Source organism: Streptomyces sp. NPDC046821, from assembly GCF_040645335.1.
Taxonomy (GTDB): Bacteria; Actinomycetota; Actinomycetes; order Streptomycetales; family Streptomycetaceae; genus Streptomyces.
In genome coordinates, this window is sequence record NZ_JBEYYB010000007.1 from 327,538 (window position 1) to 344,711 (window position 17,174).

Annotated in this window: 15 protein-coding genes, 1 tRNA gene and 1 pseudogene; 9 read left to right on the plus strand and 8 right to left on the minus strand. The window is 70.4% G+C overall.

All coding sequences use genetic code 11. The annotated features are described in order from the left end of the window. Positions 1 to 129 precede the first annotated feature (129 nt). The 3 genes from ABZ893_RS16570 to ABZ893_RS16580 all read right to left on the minus strand — a co-directional run bounded on the left by ABZ893_RS16570 (position 130) and on the right by ABZ893_RS16580 (position 3,750). Positions 130 to 471 (minus strand): FmdB family zinc ribbon protein, encoded by a 342-nt coding sequence (locus ABZ893_RS16570; RefSeq protein WP_361403271.1) that lies wholly within the window; start codon positions 469 to 471, stop codon positions 130 to 132. A 67-nt stretch (positions 472 to 538) separates the two neighbouring features. Continuing rightward, on the minus strand, positions 539 to 1,852 hold the full coding sequence (locus ABZ893_RS16575) for an MFS transporter (protein WP_361403274.1): 1,314 nt from the start codon (positions 1,850 to 1,852) through the stop codon (positions 539 to 541). Between the two features lie 374 nt (positions 1,853 to 2,226). Then, positions 2,227 to 3,750: a potassium/proton antiporter gene (locus ABZ893_RS16580; protein WP_361403588.1), complete on the minus strand. Its 1,524-nt coding sequence runs from the start codon at positions 3,748 to 3,750 to the stop codon at positions 2,227 to 2,229. A gap of 254 nt (positions 3,751 to 4,004) precedes the next feature. Between ABZ893_RS16580 and ABZ893_RS16585 the strand changes: the two genes are divergently transcribed. Continuing rightward, on the plus strand, positions 4,005 to 6,836 hold the full coding sequence (locus ABZ893_RS16585; RefSeq protein WP_361403277.1) for a penicillin acylase family protein: 2,832 nt from the start codon (positions 4,005 to 4,007) through the stop codon (positions 6,834 to 6,836). Positions 6,837 to 6,903: 67 nt separating this feature from the next. Here ABZ893_RS16585 and ABZ893_RS16590 read toward each other — a convergent pair whose 3' ends face one another. Beyond that, complete coding sequence (locus tag ABZ893_RS16590; RefSeq protein WP_361403280.1) at positions 6,904 to 7,506, minus strand: 5-formyltetrahydrofolate cyclo-ligase; 603 nt, start codon at positions 7,504 to 7,506, stop codon at positions 6,904 to 6,906. 84 nt (positions 7,507 to 7,590) lie between these two features. Here ABZ893_RS16590 and galU point away from each other — a divergent pair, with 84 nt between their 5' ends. From galU to ABZ893_RS16625, 7 genes are all read left to right on the plus strand, one after another. Beyond that, the gene (gene galU, locus ABZ893_RS16595) at positions 7,591 to 8,493 is read left to right on the plus strand and encodes a UTP--glucose-1-phosphate uridylyltransferase GalU (protein ID WP_361403283.1); all 903 of its coding nucleotides are present in this window, start codon (positions 7,591 to 7,593) and stop codon (positions 8,491 to 8,493) included. Positions 8,494 to 8,497: 4 nt separating this feature from the next. After that, positions 8,498 to 9,847: a gephyrin-like molybdotransferase Glp gene (glp, locus tag ABZ893_RS16600; protein ID WP_361403286.1), complete on the plus strand. Its 1,350-nt coding sequence runs from the start codon at positions 8,498 to 8,500 to the stop codon at positions 9,845 to 9,847. Between the two features lie 144 nt (positions 9,848 to 9,991). Beyond that, positions 9,992 to 10,486 carry a cyclic pyranopterin monophosphate synthase MoaC gene (moaC, locus tag ABZ893_RS16605; RefSeq protein ID WP_361403289.1) on the plus strand — a complete coding sequence of 165 codons (495 nt, stop codon included), beginning with the start codon at positions 9,992 to 9,994 and terminating at the stop codon, positions 10,484 to 10,486. Further along, the gene (locus ABZ893_RS16610; protein ID WP_361403292.1) at positions 10,483 to 10,983 is read left to right on the plus strand and encodes a MogA/MoaB family molybdenum cofactor biosynthesis protein; all 501 of its coding nucleotides are present in this window, start codon (positions 10,483 to 10,485) and stop codon (positions 10,981 to 10,983) included. The genes moaC and ABZ893_RS16610 overlap by 4 nt, the downstream gene beginning before the upstream one ends. A gap of 17 nt (positions 10,984 to 11,000) precedes the next feature. Next, a complete protein-coding gene (locus ABZ893_RS16615) occupies positions 11,001 to 11,651 on the plus strand; it encodes a GNAT family protein (RefSeq protein ID WP_361403295.1) in 651 nt (216 codons plus the stop codon). A gap of 182 nt (positions 11,652 to 11,833) precedes the next feature. Continuing rightward, positions 11,834 to 13,186, plus strand: coding sequence for a gephyrin-like molybdotransferase receptor GlpR (gene glpR, locus ABZ893_RS16620; protein WP_361403298.1), 1,353 nt, complete (start codon positions 11,834 to 11,836; stop codon positions 13,184 to 13,186). Between the two features lie 87 nt (positions 13,187 to 13,273). Then, positions 13,274 to 13,347, plus strand: a tRNA-Ala gene (locus tag ABZ893_RS16625). A gap of 128 nt (positions 13,348 to 13,475) precedes the next feature. Here the strand turns inward: ABZ893_RS16625 and ABZ893_RS16630 are convergent. Next, positions 13,476 to 13,979 (minus strand): GNAT family N-acetyltransferase, encoded by a 504-nt coding sequence (locus tag ABZ893_RS16630; protein WP_361403301.1) that lies wholly within the window; start codon positions 13,977 to 13,979, stop codon positions 13,476 to 13,478. Positions 13,980 to 14,049: 70 nt separating this feature from the next. On the opposite strand from ABZ893_RS16630, the gene xth reads away from it, so the two are divergent. Then, entirely contained in the window at positions 14,050 to 14,853 is an 804-nt protein-coding gene (gene xth, locus ABZ893_RS16635; protein WP_361403304.1) for an exodeoxyribonuclease III, read from the plus strand. Positions 14,854 to 14,910: 57 nt separating this feature from the next. On the opposite strand, the gene ABZ893_RS16640 is transcribed toward xth, so the two are convergent. From ABZ893_RS16640 to ABZ893_RS16650, 3 genes and pseudogenes are all read right to left on the minus strand, one after another. Then, positions 14,911 to 15,801 (minus strand): recombinase family protein, encoded by an 891-nt coding sequence (locus tag ABZ893_RS16640; protein ID WP_361403307.1) that lies wholly within the window; start codon positions 15,799 to 15,801, stop codon positions 14,911 to 14,913. A 124-nt stretch (positions 15,802 to 15,925) separates the two neighbouring features. Then, positions 15,926 to 16,234, minus strand: a pseudogene (locus ABZ893_RS16645) (recombinase family protein); the annotation flags it as partial. Between the two features lie 145 nt (positions 16,235 to 16,379). Further along, positions 16,380 to 17,045, minus strand: a complete 666-nt coding sequence (locus tag ABZ893_RS16650; RefSeq protein ID WP_361403309.1) for a MerR family transcriptional regulator — start codon at positions 17,043 to 17,045, stop codon at positions 16,380 to 16,382. Positions 17,046 to 17,174 lie beyond the last annotated feature (129 nt).

The following is a 17,174-nucleotide window of genomic DNA, read 5'->3' on the forward strand; positions in this document are numbered from 1 at the left end:
GAAGAAGCGGCCGCAGAATCGGCCTGAGAGCCGGCCGAAGCGCTGACCGAGAAACCGGCCGAAGCGCTGACCGAGAAACCGGCCGAAGCGCTGACCGACGAACCGGCCGGAGACCCGGCCGGCCAGGCCCTACGCGGCGGAAGAGCTGGTGGACGACCCCGACGAGGCGGACGCCGTGGAAGTCGACGACGTCGAAGTGGACGACGAACCGGACGACGAGTCCGAGGACGACGACTTCGCGTCGGAGGAGGCGGACGACTTCGTCGACGACGCCGGCGAGCTGCTCGACGAGGAGCCGCGGCTGTCGTTGCGGTAGAAGCCGGAGCCCTTGAAGACGATGCCGACGGCCGAGAACACCTTCTTGAGGCGTCCGTCGCAGCTCGGGCACACGGTCAGGGCGTCATCGGTGAACTTCTGCACCGCCTCGAGGCCCTCGCCGCATTCGGTGCACTGGTACTGGTACGTCGGCACTTGCTTCCTCCTGGCACTCTCACTCGATGAGTGCTAACGACGGTCCATAGTGACGTATTCCCGGGGTTCAGTCCACCGTCAACGTCACACGGTGATTGAGGCCACGCGCGACGGTGCGTCCCACGGGCGGCGGTACGAGGCGGGAACGCAGGGCCGCGACGACCAGCAGGGCGAGCACCGTGCCGCCCATCGGGACGAGGAATCCGGCGCCGTCCCAGAGGCGGTCCTGGAGCTGGCCGGCCACCAGGATGGCGGTCGCCTGACCCAGCGCGATGGAGCCGGTCAGCCAGGTGAACGCCTCCGTGCGGGAGGTCGCCGGGACCAGTCCCTCGACGAGCGTGAAGCCGGTGATCAGGGTCGGCGCTATGCACGTGCCCACGAGCAGGCCGGTCGCGCCCAGGACGGGCGCGGACGGGGCGGCCCACAGGCACGAGGCGGTCAGCGCCAGTGCGGTGTACGCGAACAGGAGGCGCCGCTGCGGCGTGATCTTCCAGGCGACGGCCCCGACGGCGACGCCGGAGAGCATGTTGCCCGCGGCGAACGTCCCGTAGAGGACACCGTTCAGGCCGGGCTCGCCGATCGACTGGGTGAACGCGGCCATGGAGACCTGCATCCCGCCGAAGACCGCGCCGATGCCGAGGAACGCCGCGATCAGGACGCGCACGCCGGGTACCCGCAGCGCGGAAACGTGCTCCACGCGCGCGTGAGCGTCATCGTGCTCCACGCGCGCGTGCCCCGCGCCCGCCGACCGCGAGGGCTGCGGCTGCGTGCCGCGCTGGGCGGCGAACAGGAGGCCGCCGATCAGGGTCAGCGATGCCTCCGTGATCAGACCGGCGGCCGGGTGGACGCCGGTGCACAGGGCGGTCGCGAAGAGCGGGCCGAGGACGAACGTGAACTCGTCCGTGACGGACTCGAAGGCGGCGGCCGTGGTCATCAGGGGCGAGCCGTGGAGCTTGACGCCCCAGCGGGCCCGCACCATGGGGCCGATCTGCGGGGTGGAGGCGCCGGTCGGGACGGCCGCCACGAAGAGGGTCCACAAGGGTGCGCCGGCGAGCGCCAGCAGCGTCAGCGCCAGTACGGACGCCGCGTGCAGGAGGACGCCGGGCACGAGGACCGCGCGCTGCCCGAAACGGTCGGCGAGCTTGCCGGTGAGGGGCGCGCACAGCGCCATGGAGACGCCCGTGGTGGCGGAGACGGCACCGGCGGTCCCGTACGAGCCGGTGGTGTGCTGAAGGAGCAGCACCGTCGAGATGGTGAGCATCGCGAACGGCTGCCGGGCGGCGAAGCCGGGGAGCAGGAACGTCCACGCGCCGCGGGTGCGCAGCAACTGTCCGTATCCGGGGCGCTTGTCGGTGACCGTGGCCGGGTGCTTCTCTGGCACGGTCCTTGCCTTTCTGCCGCCTGGTAGCGCTGACCCGGTGGGGTGCGCCGAGAGCCGTCCTCTTGCGCCGGGAACCGAGTGATACCGAGGTCCGCGCCAGGAGGCCCTGGGCCATGCAGGGTGCTGCAAGGGAACCGCGGCCGCTTTGCGGTCGCGCCGGCTCTACTTCAGGCAGAGTCGGTGAGCATTAAATGTGTACTCACCATGTTAAACGCCCGGGCAAGGGACTCCGCGTCACCGCGAAACCCCGGCCCACCCATGGGCAAGCCCGCCACCTGACGTCACCGCGAAGGCCGCCGCCCCGTCACCGCAAAGCCCGCCACCCGACGTCACCGCGAAGGCCGCCGCCCCGTCACGCAAAGCCAGCGGCTCCGTCACCGCGAAGGCCGCCGCCCCCGCCCAGGCCCCCCGTTCCCGCTCAGCCAGCCCGCCAGCTTGCCGCCCTCGGTCACGGCGCGCAGTCGTGCCTCGGCAGCGTCGCGGACCGGGTCCGTCGCCACGACCAGCAGCTCGTCGCCGTGCCGCAGGACCGTGCTCGGCAGCGGTACGAAGGACTTCTCGTCGCGCACGACGAGCGTGACGGCCGCGCCCACGGGCAGCCGCAGCTCGCTGACCTCGACGCCGTGCATCCGGGACTTCTCGGGGATCGACACCGACAGCAGATGCCCGCGCAGCCGCTCCAGGGGCGCCGACTCGATGCCGAGGTCGGACGCGGAGGCGGAGTCCTCGCCGAGGCGCAGTTTCCTGGCGAGCCAGGGGAGCGTGGGCCCCTGGACGAGGGTGTAGACGACGACGAGCACGAAGACGATGTTGAAGATGCGGCGGTTGTCCGCGATGCCGTTCACCATCGGGATGGTCGCCAGGATGATGGGCACCGCGCCGCGCAGCCCGGCCCAAGACAGCAGGGCCTTCTCCTGCCAGGGCATCCGGAACGGCAGGAGGCTGATGACGACCTCCAGGGGGCGCGCCACCATCGTCAGGACGAGGCCGATGACGATCGCGGGCCAGAAGTCGGCCGCGAGGTCGTGCGGGGTGACGAGCAGGCCGAGCAGGACGAACATGCCGATCTGCGCGATCCAGCCGAGCCCTTCGGCGAAGCCGCGCGTGGCGGGCCAGTGCGGCAGTTTCGCGTTGCCGAGGACCATCGAGGCGAGGTACACGGAGAGGAACCCGCTGCCGTGGGCCAGGGCCCCGGCGGCGTACGCGACGACGGCGATGGCCATGACGGCGATCGGGTAGAGGCCGGAGGCGGGCAGCGCGACGCGCCGCAGGCCGAAGGCGCCGAGCCAGCCCACCGCGAGCCCGAGCGCGGCGCCGATCGTCAGTTCGAGGGCGATCTCGCCGACGAGGTGGTACCAGTGCTCGACCGGTCCGGCCGTGGAGAAGGCCACCACCAGGATCACCACAGGGGCGTCGTTGAAGCCGGACTCGGCCTCCAGGATGCCCGTCACACGGGACGGCAGCGGCACCTTGCGCAGCACGGAGAAGACCGCCGCGGCGTCCGTCGAGGACACGACCGCGCCGATGATGAGCGCCTGCCGCCACTCCAGGCCCACGAGGTAGTGGGCCCCGGCGGCCGTGACGCCCACGCTGACGGCGACGCCGACCAGCGACAGCACGACGGCGGCCGGCAGCGCCGGCTTGATCTCTTTCCACTTCGTGCCGAGGCCACCCTCCGCCAGGATCACGACGAGGGCCGCGTAGCCGATGACCTGTGTCAGCTCCGCGTTGCTGAACGACACGTTCCCGATGCCGTCCTGGCCCATCGCCACCCCGATCCCGAGGTAGAGCAACAGGCTCGGCAGGCCACTGCGCGACGAGATGCGCACGGCTGCCACGGCGATCAGCAGGACCAGTGAAGAGACGAGCAGGAGCTGGTTGAGGTGGTGGACGGTCAGGGGCTGTTCCTTCCTCCGACTACTTCGTGCTTCTACTTCTTACTACGCCAACTACTTCGTTACCTTACCTAATCGTTAACGCTTCCTTTACGCGCAGGGGGATGATCTCGGGTGGCCCCGGGGCCCGGGTTCTTGACACCGCGTCCGGAGCCGCCGTGCCCTGCGCCTATGGTTGCTCCAGCGCTCCGAGACCGAGACCCCACAGCCCGCCCGCAGCCCCGCTCTGCCGCTCGCGAAGGACAGCAAGGACAGCGATGCCCTCGAACACCAACGCCTCTTCCGGCCAGAAGTCCGGCAAGAAGAAGGGGCGCAGAGCCCGACTGATTTTGATCGTGCTGGTCCTGGCCATTGTCGCGGGCTTCGGGTACGGCACCTACTGGAGCGTCGACACCGTGCGCGCCTCCTTCCCGCAGACGAAGGGGTCGATCAAACTCGACGGGCTCTCCGGTCCCGTCGACGTCAAACGCGACTCCTACGGGATCCCGCAGGTCTACGCCTCGTCCGACGAGGACCTGTTCATGGCCCAGGGCTATGTCCAGGCGCAGGACCGCTTCTGGGAGATGGACGTACGCCGCCATATGACCTCCGGCCGGCTCTCCGAGATGTTCGGCAAGGGCTCGGTCAAGACCGATGAGTTCCTGCGGACGCTCGGCTGGCACCGGGTGGCGCAGGAGGAGTACGACTCCAAGCTCTCGCCGGAGACGAAGAAGTACCTCCAGGCGTACGCCAAGGGAGTCAACGCCTACCTCGCCGGCAAGAACGGCGGGGACATCTCCGTCGAGTACGCGGCGCTGGGCTTCACCAACGACTACAAGCCGCAGAAGTGGACGCCGGCCGACTCGGTGGCCTGGCTCAAGGCGATGGCCTGGGACCTGCGCGGCAACATGCAGGAAGAGATCGACCGCTCCCTGATGACGAGCCGTCTCAGCGCGAAGCAGATCGCCGACCTGTACCCGGACTACCCGTACGACCGGCACAAGGCGATCGTCCAGTCCGGCTCCTACAACGCCGCGACCGGCGCCTACGGAGCGGGCACCGGCGGGTCCGGAACCCAGACCGGAACGGGAACGGCGACCTCCACGGCCACCGGAACGGGCACCGGAACGGGAACGGGAACGGGCACCGGCACCGGAACCAGCACCGCCACGGCCGCCGGCACCGGTCTCGCCGGCGACACCAAGGCCCCGGCCGACCTCCAGAGCCAGCTCACCAGGCTCTCCGACACCCTCGACCAGGTCCCCGACGCCGTCGGCCCGAACGGCAACGGCATCGGCTCCAACTCGTGGGTCGTCTCCGGAGAGCACACGATCACCGGCAAGCCCCTGCTCGCCAACGACCCGCACCTGTCACCGCAGCTCCCGTCGGTCTGGTACCAGATGGGCCTGCACTGCCGGAGCGTTTCGCCCACGTGCCAGTACGACGTCACGGGCTACACGTTCTCCGGGATGCCGGGCGTGATCATCGGCCACAACCAGGACATCTCCTGGGGCATGACCAACCTCGGCGCCGACGTCACCGACCTGTACCTCGAGAAGGTCACCAGCGGCGGCTACCAGTACAACGGCACGACGGTCCCCTTCAAGACCCGCCAGGAGACCATCAAGGTCGCCGGCGGTGACTCGAAGACCATCACCGTCCGCTCGACCAACAACGGCCCGCTGATCTCCGACCGTGACAGTGAACTTGTCAATGTCGGCAAGAAGGCGAAGGTCGACGCGGCCGCCCCCGACCGCGGTGACGGCTACGGAGTCGCGCTGCGCTGGACGGCGCTGACGCCCGGCAAGTCCATGGACGCCGTCTTCGAGCTGAACAAGGCGACGGACTTCGCCGGCTTCCGCAAGGCCGCCGCGAACTTCGAGGTGCCCTCGCAGAACCTGATCTACGCCGACACCAAGGGCAACATCGGCTACCAGGCACCCGGCAAGATCCCGGTCCGCGGCAAGGGCGACGGTTCGCTGCCCGCGCCCGGCTGGGACCCCGCGTACCGCTGGAAGAGCTACATCCCGCAGGCCGCGCTGCCCTACGAGTACAACCCCAAGCGCGGCTACATCGTGACCGCCAACCAGGCCGTCATCGACAAGGACAAGTACCCGTACCACCTCACGTCCGACTGGGGTTACGGCACGCGCAGCCAGCGCATCACCGACCTCATCGAGTCGAAGATCGCCGGCGGCGGCAAGATCTCCACCGACGACATGCGCACCATGCAGATGGACAACAGCAGCGAGATCGCCAAGCTGCTCGTGCCCAAGCTGCTCAAGATCGACGTCTCGGACAAGTACGTCCGTGAGGCGCAGAAGCTGCTCGAGAACTGGGACTACACCCAGAACCCGGACTCGGCGGCGGCCGCGTACTTCAACTCGGTCTGGCGCAACATCCTCAAGCTGTCCTTCGGCAACAAGCTCCCCAAGGAGCTGCGGGTCAAGGGCCAGTGCCTGAGCGTCGAGCCGGCCGGTGACACCGGTCCCGTCGACGCGGGGCAGCGGGTGCGCGAGTGCGGCGAGCGCGACGCGGACTCGGCGCAGCCGGACGGCGGCGACCGCTGGTTCGAGGTCGTCCGCAAGATCATCAACGACGAGAACAATGACTGGTGGAAGGCCCCGGCGACCCGCACCGACCCCGAGGCCAAGAACCGCGACGAGCTGTTCGCGCGGGCCATGCGCGACGCCCGCTGGGACGTCACCGCCAAGCTCGGCAAGGACGTCGACACCTGGAGCTGGGGCCGCCTGCACCAGCTCAGCCTGAAGAACCAGACCCTCGGCACCGAGGGACCGGGCTGGCTCCAGTACACGCTCAACCGCGGCCCCTGGAAGCTCGGCGGCGGCGAGGCGGCCGTGGACGCGACCGGCTGGGACGCGGCCGGCGGCTACGGCGTGATCTGGGTCCCGTCGATGCGCATGGTGGTCAACCTCGCGGACCTCGACAAGTCCAAGTGGATCAACCTGACGGGCGCCTCCGGGCACGCGTTCAGCGCGCACTACACCGACCAGACCGACAAGTGGTCCAAGGGCGAGCTGCTTTCCTGGCCGTCCTCGGAGCGCGCGGTCGACGCGGCGACGAAGGACAGCCTGGTGCTGCGCCCCTGACCCGCAGGTGATGTGAAAAGGGCCCTCCACGCGCACGCGTGGAGGGCCCTTTTCACATGAGCGCCACTCACCGGAACCGGCGCGTCCCCGACGGTGTCACGACGGCGTGCACCGGCCGGTCGTGCGCCTCCTCGGGGACGTGCGCGACGATCTCGCCGTCGTACAGGAGCACCACCAGTGCGGGATCGGCCTCCGCGCGCTCCAGGCGGGCGAGGACGCGGTCGTAGGAGCCGCCGCCGCGGCCGAGCCGCATCCCGCGCCCGTCGACCGCGAGGCCGGGCAGCAGGACGGCGTCCGCCGCCACGACCGCCTCCGCCCCGAGTGGCTCACCGGAAGGCTCCAACAGGGCCATCTTTCCGGCGTGTTGCACACGTGCGAGAGACCCCGGTCCGTCGTACGCGCCCCAGTCCAGATCGTTGTCGCCGAGGAGCACGGGAAGCAGCACGCGCACCCCGCGCGCGTGCAGGGCGTCGAGCAGCGCGCGCGTGCCGGGCTCCCGGCCGACGGAGACGTACGCGGCGACGGTGCGGGCTCCGGCCAGCTCAGGGAGGTCCAGCGCCCGGCGGGCCAGCAGCCCGGCCGCCTTCTCGACGTCATCGGCGGGCAACCCCGATCTCACCTGCAGGAGTTCTTTCCGCAACGCGATCTTGTCAGCCTTTGGCAATGACATAGCCCGTTCACAAACTCCTCATATAGGTACCAACTCAATGGGAAGTAAATCTTCCGCCCAGACGCTACGGATATGGTTCACCGCATGACTGACTCGCACCCCAGGATCAGCAAGGCTGTCATCCCCGCCGCGGGCCTCGGCACCCGGTTCCTGCCGGCCACGAAGGCGACGCCGAAGGAGATGCTGCCGGTCGTCGACAAGCCGGCGATCCAGTACGTGGTCGAGGAGGCCGCCTCCGCGGGCCTCGACGACGTACTGATGATCACGGGCCGCAACAAGCGGCCTCTGGAGGACCACTTCGACCGTAACCACGAGCTCGAGTCGGCCCTCCAGAAGAAGGGTGACGCCTCCCGCCTCGCCAAGGTCCAGGAGTCCAGCGACCTCGCGACCATCCACTACGTCCGCCAGGGCGACCCCAGGGGCCTCGGCCACGCCGTCCTGTGCGCGGCCCCCCACGTCGGCCGGGAGCCCTTCGCGGTCCTCCTCGGCGACGACCTGATCGACCCGCGCGACCCCCTGCTCGCCCGCATGGTCGACGTCCAGGAGGAGCGCGGCGGCAGCGTCGTCGCCCTCATGGAGGTCGAGCCCGAGCAGATCCACCTCTACGGCTGCGCCGCCGTCGAGCCGACGATGGACGGCGACGTCGTCCGGGTCACCGGCCTCGTCGAGAAGCCCGACCCGGCGGACGCCCCGTCGAACTACGCGGTCATCGGCCGCTACGTGCTCGACCCGGCGATCTTCGGCATCCTGCGCAAGACCGAGCCGGGCCGCGGCGGCGAGATCCAGCTCACCGACGCCCTCCAGCAGCTCGCCGACGACGAGAAGATCGGCGGGCCCGTCCACGGAGTCGTCTTCAAGGGCCGCCGCTATGACACCGGCGACCGCGGCGACTATCTGCGTGCCATTGTCAGACTCGCGTGCGAACGTGAGGACCTGGGCCCCGAGTTCCGGACCTGGCTTCGCCGTTACGTCACCGAGGAGATGTAGCACCTTGAGCAGCACGACCACCCACGCCACCGGTCAGCAGCACGTCTGGTCGGTGGCGGAGCACCTGGAGGACATCCTCGACACGGTCCGCCCGCTGGAGCCCATCGAGCTCCACCTCCTCGACGCGCAGGGGTGCGTCCTCGTCGAGGACGTCACGGTCCCCCTCTCGCTGCCCCCCTTCGACAACAGCTCGATGGACGGGTACGCGGTCAGGGCCGCCGACGTGGCGGGCGCGAGCGAGGAGTTCCCCGCGGTGCTCACGGTCGTGGGAGACGTGGCGGCGGGCCGCGCCGGACTGCTCCACGTCGGGCCCGGCCAGGCCGCCCGCATCATGACGGGCGCCCCGCTGCCGTCCGGCGCCGAGGCCGTCGTCCCCGTGGAGTGGACCGACGGCGGCCTGGGCGAGGGTGCCGTCTCCGGGATGCGCGCCCACAGCGCGGCCCCCGAGGGCGCGAGCGGCGAGGTCCGCGTGCACCGCCCCGCCGAGGCACGCGCGCACGTACGCGCGAAGGGCAGCGACGTGAAGGCCGGCGACCGCGCCCTGGACGCCGGCACGGTCCTCGGCCCGCCGCAGATCGCCCTGCTCGCCGCGATCGGCCGCGCCACCGTACGCGTGCGCCCGCGCCCGCGCGTGGTCGTCATGTCCACCGGCAGCGAACTCGTCCAGCCGGGCGAGCAGTTGGCCGAGGGCGAGATCTACGACTCCAACAGCTTCGCCCTCACCGCCGCCGCCCGCGACGCCGGAGCGATCGCCTACCGCGTCGGCGCGGTCGCCGACGACGCGGACACCCTGCGCTCCACCATCGAGGACCAGCTGATCCGCGCCGACCTCATCGTCACCACGGGCGGCGTCAGCGTCGGCGCCTACGACGTCGTGAAGGAAGCGCTGACGTCCGTCGCCGACTCCGAGGACGAGAACGGCATCGGGGCGGGCAGCGGCGTCGAGTTCCGCAAGCTCGCCATGCAGCCGGGCAAGCCCCAGGGCTTCGGCACCATCGGCCCCGACCACACCCCGCTCCTCGCCCTCCCGGGCAACCCCGTCTCCTCGTACGTCTCCTTCGAGCTCTTCGTACGCCCCGCCGTGCGCACCCTGATGGGCCTGCCCGCGGAGGAGATCCACCGGCCGTCGGTCCGGGCGGCGCTGAACACCGGGAAGGCGCTGAGCTCGCCGGCCGGCCGCCGCCAGTTCCTGCGCGGCACGTACGACGCCGAGTCCGGCACGGTCACCCCGGTGGGCGGCGCCGGATCACACCTCGTCGCCGCGCTCGCACAGGCGGACGCGCTGATCGTCGTACCCGAGAAGACGACGTCGGTCGAACCGGGCACGGACGTCGACGTGGTCCTCCTCGGCTAGGGCCTTTCGTCCGGATCGGGCCGGGGCTCGCGGGACCTGATCCACACGGAAGACCCTGGATCCCGGTCCGCGCGATACCGTGTCGCGCACACAAGGCCGCGCGCCGCACCGCCGCGGCACTCGGACCGGGAGCGCCACAGCACCATGAGCAGTTCGCAGGACCGACTGACGCACATCGACGAGGCGGGCGCCGCCCGCATGGTCGACGTGTCCGCGAAGGACGTGACCGCGCGCACCGCCCGTGCCAGCGGCCGCGTCCTCGTATCGCCCCGCGTGGTGGAGCTGCTGCGGGGCGAGGGAGTGCCCAAGGGCGACGCCCTCGCCACCGCGCGCATCGCCGGGATCATGGGGGCCAAGCGGACCCCCGACCTCATCCCGCTCTGCCACCCGCTGGCGGTGTCCGGGGTGAAGCTCGACCTGAAGGTCGCCGACGACGCGGTGGAGATCCTCGCGACGGTCAAGACCACGGACCGCACGGGCGTCGAGATGGAGGCCCTGACGGCCGTCTCGGTGGCCGCGCTGACCGTCGTCGACATGGTGAAGGCCGTCGACAAGGGCGCCGTCATCACGGACGTACGCGTCGAGGAGAAGACCGGCGGCAAGTCCGGCACCTGGACCCGCCCGGAGGCCGGGGCATGAGCGGCTACCGCGCCCTCGTCGTCACCGCCTCCAACCGCGCCGCCGCCGGCGTCTACGCCGACAAGGGCGGCCCCCTGATCGCGCAGGGCCTCGAAGAGCTCGGCTTCCAGGTCGACGGGCCGCGCGTCGTCCCCGACGGCGACCCGGTCGCCGAGGCACTGCGGACCGGGGTCGACGCCGGATACGACGTCATCGTCACCACCGGCGGCACCGGCATCTCGCCCACCGACCGCACCCCCGAGGCCACCCGCAGCGTCCTCGACCACGAAGTGCCGGGCATCCCCGAGGCGATCCGGGCCTACGGACGCGAGAAGGTGCCCACGGCCGCGCTCTCCCGGGGGCTCGCCGGCGTCGCCGGGCGCACCCTCATCGTGAACCTGCCGGGGTCGTCCGGCGGCGTCAAGGACGGTCTCGCCGTCCTCGGCACCCTGCTGACCCACGCCGTCGACCAGCTGCGCGGCGGCGACCATCCCAGATCTGACGGGGGTGCGAGCTGAACAGCCCGTCCTGGCCCGTGGAACTGACGGACGGTGACGTCCTTCTGCGCCCCATAAAGCTGCGCGACCAGCGCGCCTGGCGGGAGGTCAACCGCCGTAACCGAGACTGGCTGCGCCCCTGGGAAGCGACCATTCCGCCCCCGACGCCCAGCGGTCCCATCGCGCACCGTCCGACGTACCGTCAGATGGTGCGCCATCTGCGGGCCGAGGCGAGCGCGGGGCGGATGCTGCCGTTCGTCATCGAGTACCAGGGCCGCCTGGTGGGGCAGTTGACGGTCGCCGGGATCACCTGGGGGTCCATGTGCTCGGGGCATGTCGGCTACTGGGTCGACCAGTCGGTGGCCGGGCGCGGGGTGATGCCGACGGCGGTGGCGCTCGCGGTCGACCACTGCTTCCGCACCGTCGGGCTGCACCGCATCGAGGTCTGCATTCGCCCGGAGAACGGGCCGAGCCGACGGGTCGTCGAAAAGCTCGGATTCCGTGAGGAAGGCCTGCGTCCACGTTATCTTCACATCGATGGCGGCTGGCGCGACCATCTCGTCTTCGCGCTCACCGCGGAAGAGGTTCCGGAAGGCCTGCTGGCGCGCTGGCGGCGTAAGCGTGACGGCAACAGCGCTGGTCCGGGCGGCTCGAACACCGCGGAACAGCCAGGGTCTCCGCCCAAATGAAATAAGTGTTCGAAATTGATCGGGGATCGGTCGGACATCGTCCATCCGGGGCATTAATTTCGCTCGATCGAGGGCGTGTTGCCCCCTCAGTCGTAAAAAAAGCTCGAAATATCAGCCAGATCGTGCGACACACCGGCTCAATTGGCGGATGGCCCCCCGCAAACCCCTCTACGGTGTGAGGCGTGAGCAGCAGCGGCCTCATCTACGCAGTCATCGTCGGGGCCTGGGCCGCCTACTTGGTGCCGATGTGGCTCCGTAGGCAGGACGAGCTGAACGAAGCCCGTCCGACGGAACGCTTCAGCACCGCCATCCGGCTGCTGTCCGGACGGGCGGGCATGGAGCGCCGATACGCCAAGGACCTGCAGGCGCGCTCGCCCGAAGGGGAGGAGCGCAGCGACCCGGACGAGATCACCGACTCGGTGGACGTCCGGGCCTTCGCCGCGCCCCCGCGCGGCGAGCGCCGGAGCGAGAACCGGGACGCCCGCCATGAGCGGCGCCCCGGATCCGAGCAGCGCCAGGAGCCCCGGCCCAGGACCTCGCCCGCCCGGCAGCACCCCGATCACCAGGTCACCGTCCGCACCACGGGCGCGCCGGGCGGCCCGCACACGAACGGGCGGTCGGCGACCGGCCACCCCGTGAGCGACCGTCAGCAGCACGAGTGGCAGACGACCGAACGGCACGCCGAGCGCTCCGGTTCCGGGTCCGAGCGGCACCCGCACCCGGCCGAGCGTTCCGCGTCCGAGCGGCAGACCGCCCCGGCGGACGCCGCCGCCCGCGCCCGCCGCTCCAAGGTGCTCGCCCGCCGGCGCCGGACGACCGTCATGCTCTTCCTCGCCTTCACGGCCGGCGCCGTCGTCGCCGCCGTCGGCGGCCTCGCGTTCCTGTGGGCGCCCGCCGTACCCGCCGTACTGCTCAGCTCGTACATCTTCTATCTGCGGACGCAGGAGCGGCGGCGCTTCGCGTACACGATGGACCGGCGGCAGGCCGAGGTCGCGGCGCAGCGGCTGCGTGAGCGCCAGCCGCGCAGGCGGCAGCCTGCCGGGAGCCGGGTCGTGGTCGACGAAGCGGAAGAAGGCCCCGCGCCAGTCGTGGACACCGACCCCGGTCTTGAGGCGCTCGCCGCCGACCGGCGCGCGCTCGTCGAGCAGACGGACCACGCCGAGTGGGTGGACCAGCAGCGCGAGCGGCAGCGCGGCCCCGGCCACGGCGACAGCTGGGACCCGGTCCCCGTCCCCCTGCCCACCTACGTCACCGCGCCGGTCGCCCCGCGCGCCACGGGCAATGTCGACCTGGGCGCCCCGGACGCGTGGAGCTCGGCCCGCTCCGGCACGGTCGCCGAGACCGGCACCGCCGCCGAGCCGGACGTGCACGAGGGCAACAGCGACGACGCGGTGACCGGGGAGCAGGGCGAGGCCGGGGACGAGCGCTGTGACGCCCGCCGGGCCGCGTCCGCCCGCCGGTCCCGCGAGCGCGGCCGCACCCCGCTCTTCGACCAGTACGACGACGACGGCCGGCCCCGCGCTGCCAACGAGTGAGACCCCGTTCGGGGCCACCCTGGCTGACCAGCCAGGACCGGATTTCCGAGCACCCCGGAAGTGATGCTAGAGTTTCACTCGTTGCAAGGGCCTGTGGCGCAGTCTGGTAGCGCACCTCGTTCGCATCGAGGGGGTCTGGGGTTCAAATCCCCACAGGTCCACCGCAATTAAGAGCCCCACCGGATTCGTCCGGTGGGGCTCTTGCTTTGCCCGGTGCCTTGTCGCGAGCGGGCCCTTCTTGTCGGTCGTTTTCTGAATCCGGCGCCCGGCTTTCTTAATGTGGCGCTCGTCACAGGGTCTTGGCGAAGCACCGGCTCAGGTCGGAGAAGCGGTAGTGGCCGAACTTCTCGCAGGGCTCGTAGCCGCTCGATATGTAGAGCGCGATGGCCTCCGGCTGCTTCAGGCCCGTCTCCAGGACCATGCGCGTGCGGCCGGTCGCGCGGGCGTCGTCCTCCAGGGCCCCGAGGATGCGGCGGGCGAGACCCAGCCCGCGGGCCTCCGGAGTGACGTACATCCTCTTCAGCTCGGCGTCGCCGTCCGCGTAGTTGTCCGCGTTCCGCTCCTGGGCGCGCCAGCCGCCGGTGGCGAGCGGGGTGCCCGCGTCGTCGTACGCGATCAGGTAGAGGCCGCGCGGGGCGTCGAACATCGTCGGGTCGAGCGGGGTGACGTCGCCCTCGTCGCCGTAGCGCTCGGCGTATTCGAGCTGGACGCGGTCGTTGAGCTTGACCGCGTCGGGGTGGCCGAAGGAGACGCGGCGCAGCGCGGGCGCCATGGGCTGGGGCTGGATAGTCATGCGAAGTATCGTATCTCTATGCCTAGTGCGAGTGAGGTGGCTCGTTTCAGTGTGCCGGTATCGTGCCCGGATGCTGACTGTGACGACTGTGAACGTGAACGGGGTGCGGGCCGCCGCGAAGAAGGGCTTCGTGGAGTGGCTGGCCGGGACCTCCGCGGATGTCCTGTGCCTCCAGGAGGTGCGGGCCGAACCGCAGCAGATCCCCGAGGAACTGCGTGACCCCGAGGGCTGGCACGTCGTCCACGCCCCGGCCGCCGCGAAGGGCCGGGCCGGCGTCTCCCTCTACACGCGCCGCGCCCCCGAGCGGACACAGATCGGCTTCGGGTCGGAAGAGTTCGACGGAACGGGCCGGTACGTCGAAGTGGACCTCCCGGGCGTCACCGTCGCCAGCCTCTACCTGCCCTCCGGCGAGGTCGGCACCGACCGGCAGGACGAGAAGATCCGCTTCATGGGCGAGTTCCTCGCCTACCTGAAGGGCCTGCGCGAGCGCGCCGCCGCCGAGGGCCGCGAGGTGCTCGTGTGCGGCGACTGGAACATCGCCCACCGCGAGGCCGACCTCAAGAACTGGAAGTCCAACAAGAAGAACTCCGGCTTCCTCCCGGAGGAGCGGGCGTGGCTGGACCAGGTCCTCGACGCCACGGACGGCGGCTACGTCGACGTCGTGCGCGCCCTGCATCCGGAGGAAGAGGGGCCGTACTCGTGGTGGTCTTACCGGGGGCGGGCTTTCGAGAACGATTCAGGTTGGAGGATCGATCTTGCTGTGGCTACTCCGGGGCTCGCCCGGCGGGCGGTCAAGGGGTACGTGGAGAAGGCGGCCAGCTACACCGAGCGCTGGTCGGACCATGCCCCGGTGACGACGGTGTACGAGCTCTGAGTGGTCGTACGCGGGGCGCGCGGCCGGACCGCGCGCCCCGTCGACTCGGCAGGGTGGTTACCGGGCCTCGGAGCCCCTGATGGTGAAGGTCAGGCGGGATGTATCCGGTCCCGCCAGTCGATCAGGCCCTCCACCGCTGGAACCCTTGGCGACTGTCACGCGAACTCCGTCTTCGAGGAGCTGTTCCCGTGTGATCGCGGATTCTGAGGGGCGTACTTCGCGGTACCGGCGGATCGTGTATTCGTCCAGCCAGCTCGCGCGCATCCCCGCCGGGGTCGGGCATGTCGTGCCCCGAGCGGCGGCGCGGCAGACGTAGTCGCCGTACGAGTACGCCTTGCGGGCGGCAAAGTACATGCGGCCCTGGCACCCGGCGCAGTGGGCGACACCGATCAGCAGTGAGGTCTCCCTGCTCTTCGGGTGCTGGCCGTTCGAGCGGGCGTCGAGCAGCTCCTGAAGTGCCAGGAACTCCTGCTCGGTGAGCAGGGGCGGGCCGATCAGCACAGGTGAACCGTCCTCGCGGCGTACGGTCCTCCCGCCGTGCACGCGGTGCCCCATCAGTGCCGGTGTGCGGAGGATCTTGCTGAGGCTGCCCGCAGTCCAGCGAAACCGTTCGAAGTCCCGTCCGTGGCGTCGCCCGCCTGTCGGCCGCCCCTGAAGCTGGGCGTGGCGGTCACGCGGTACCAATACACCCGCTGTTTCCAGCTTGAGGGCGACGGCCACCAGGGACAGCCCTGCGTGCACGTCGGCGACCACCGCCCGAACAATGTCGGCAGTCTCGGGGTCAGGCGCGAGACACCAGCCTGTTCCGGAGGGGTGTGGAGCTTTACGGTAGCCGAACGGCACAAGACCGCCGCCGTAGCGCCCCGCCGCGCGCAGTGCCTCGTGCGCGCCGGTGAGCCTGGCGGACTGGGCATGGGTCTCTCGTTCGGCGGCGTACGCAAGGGTCATGCATTGGCGGATCACTGAGCCGGCCGCGCGCGGGGGGGACGACGACGGGGCCCGGGTCCTCGGGCATGACGAAGACGAGGGTGGTTTCGTGCGCCTCGCCCCAGTCGATCAACCGGGACATGTGAGCGACGGAGCGTACGGCGCGGTCGACGTGCGACCAGAGGATGTGCCCGTACTCGCCGGGACGATTCAGCCAGTGAGACAGGGCCGGCCTGTCGAATGGGGAGGCTTGGCGCGCGGAGACGCCGAGATCGGTCGCTTCAGCGATAAGGATCAAGCCCAGCTGCTGTGCGGCCAGTTGGATGGTGGCGCTCTGTCGGCCGGGCGAGGTGGTCACCTCGGTGTGGACGCTGAGGCGTACGGCACCGAGGGCTCGCTTTGCCCTGTCGGGCAGCGAACTCAGGGGGAAATGGGCAGCGTTATGCTCGGACACGTCGACACTCCTTCGAAGGGTCGGCCACGCCCCGGGGCTGGTAGGACAGCCGCCGGGGTCTTCTCTTTCGGCCTAACTCTCGGGTTCCGAACGGTGATCCGGGTTTGTTCGGGGCGGCATTCCCCCGAAAAGGTGACTGCCTCGATTAAGTCGTCCGGTCCGCGATCTTGCGGTCCAGCGCCAGTGAGAGTTCGGCCTCGACGACCGACTTGGCCAAGGGGCGGAGGCGTTCGACGTCCTTCTCTGTGCCGTGGGCGAGGACGAGGTCGGAGAAGAGAGTGGCCAGGGCGTTCGCGTGTTCGCGGACGGTGGCGGCCGCGGCCAGGACGTCGGCCAGCGGGACGCCCTCGCGGACCAGGGCCGCCGAGACGTCCAGCAGGCGGCGGCTGACGTGGACTATTTCTTCGCCGTCGATTCCTACGTAGCCGAGGTCCATCGCGGCTTCGAGGTTTTCGGGGGTCACCTGGCCGGCGAAGTAGTCCGCGAGTTCCTCGGGGGTGAGGCGGACCGGGGTTTCCTCCGAGGGTTCGCCGAGGCCGAGGAGTTCGCGGACGTCGCGGCCCCGGTCGAAGGCCTCGGAGAGTTCCGCGATGCCGTTAAGGGTGTGGCCGCGCTCCAGGAGGGCGGCGATGGTGCGCAGGCGGGCCAGGTGGCTCTCGTCGTACCAGGCGATGCGGCCCTCGCGGCGCGGGGGCGGGATCAGCTTGCGCTCGCGGTAGAAGCGCAGGGTGCGCACGGTGATGCCGGCCTCCCGCGCCAGTTCCTCCATGCGGAACTCGCGGGTGCCCGGGTCTTTCGACGCGTCTTTCATCGGTGCTTCCGCCGCTGTCCTCGTCCCTGCCTTCGCCACAGGGGAACCCTATGTTGTACCGCCAGTACCCGCGGCGGAGCCGCTGATGTCACATTCGTGGGTCCGACCCCTACCCATGAGTACGTAGCT

Bases quoted from the DNA above. Each gene is read 5' to 3' on its own strand.
- ABZ893_RS16630 (WP_361403301.1), bottom strand. From the start codon at position 13,979: ATGACTATCCAGCCCCAGCCCATGGCGCCCGCGCTGCGCCGCGTCTCC.
- xth (WP_361403304.1), top strand. From the start codon at position 14,050: ATGCTGACTGTGACGACTGTGAACGTGAACGGGGTGCGGGCCGCCGCG.
- ABZ893_RS16585 (WP_361403277.1), top strand. From the start codon at position 4,005: ATGCCCTCGAACACCAACGCCTCTTCCGGCCAGAAGTCCGGCAAGAAG.
- moaC (WP_361403289.1), top strand. From the start codon at position 9,992: ATGAGCAGTTCGCAGGACCGACTGACGCACATCGACGAGGCGGGCGCC.
- ABZ893_RS16640 (WP_361403307.1), bottom strand. From the start codon at position 15,801: ATGACCCTTGCGTACGCCGCCGAACGAGAGACCCATGCCCAGTCCGCC.
- ABZ893_RS16650 (WP_361403309.1), bottom strand. From the start codon at position 17,045: ATGAAAGACGCGTCGAAAGACCCGGGCACCCGCGAGTTCCGCATGGAG.
- galU (WP_361403283.1), top strand. From the start codon at position 7,591: ATGACTGACTCGCACCCCAGGATCAGCAAGGCTGTCATCCCCGCCGCG.
- ABZ893_RS16610 (WP_361403292.1), top strand. From the start codon at position 10,483: ATGAGCGGCTACCGCGCCCTCGTCGTCACCGCCTCCAACCGCGCCGCC.
- ABZ893_RS16590 (WP_361403280.1), bottom strand. From the start codon at position 7,506: ATGTCATTGCCAAAGGCTGACAAGATCGCGTTGCGGAAAGAACTCCTG.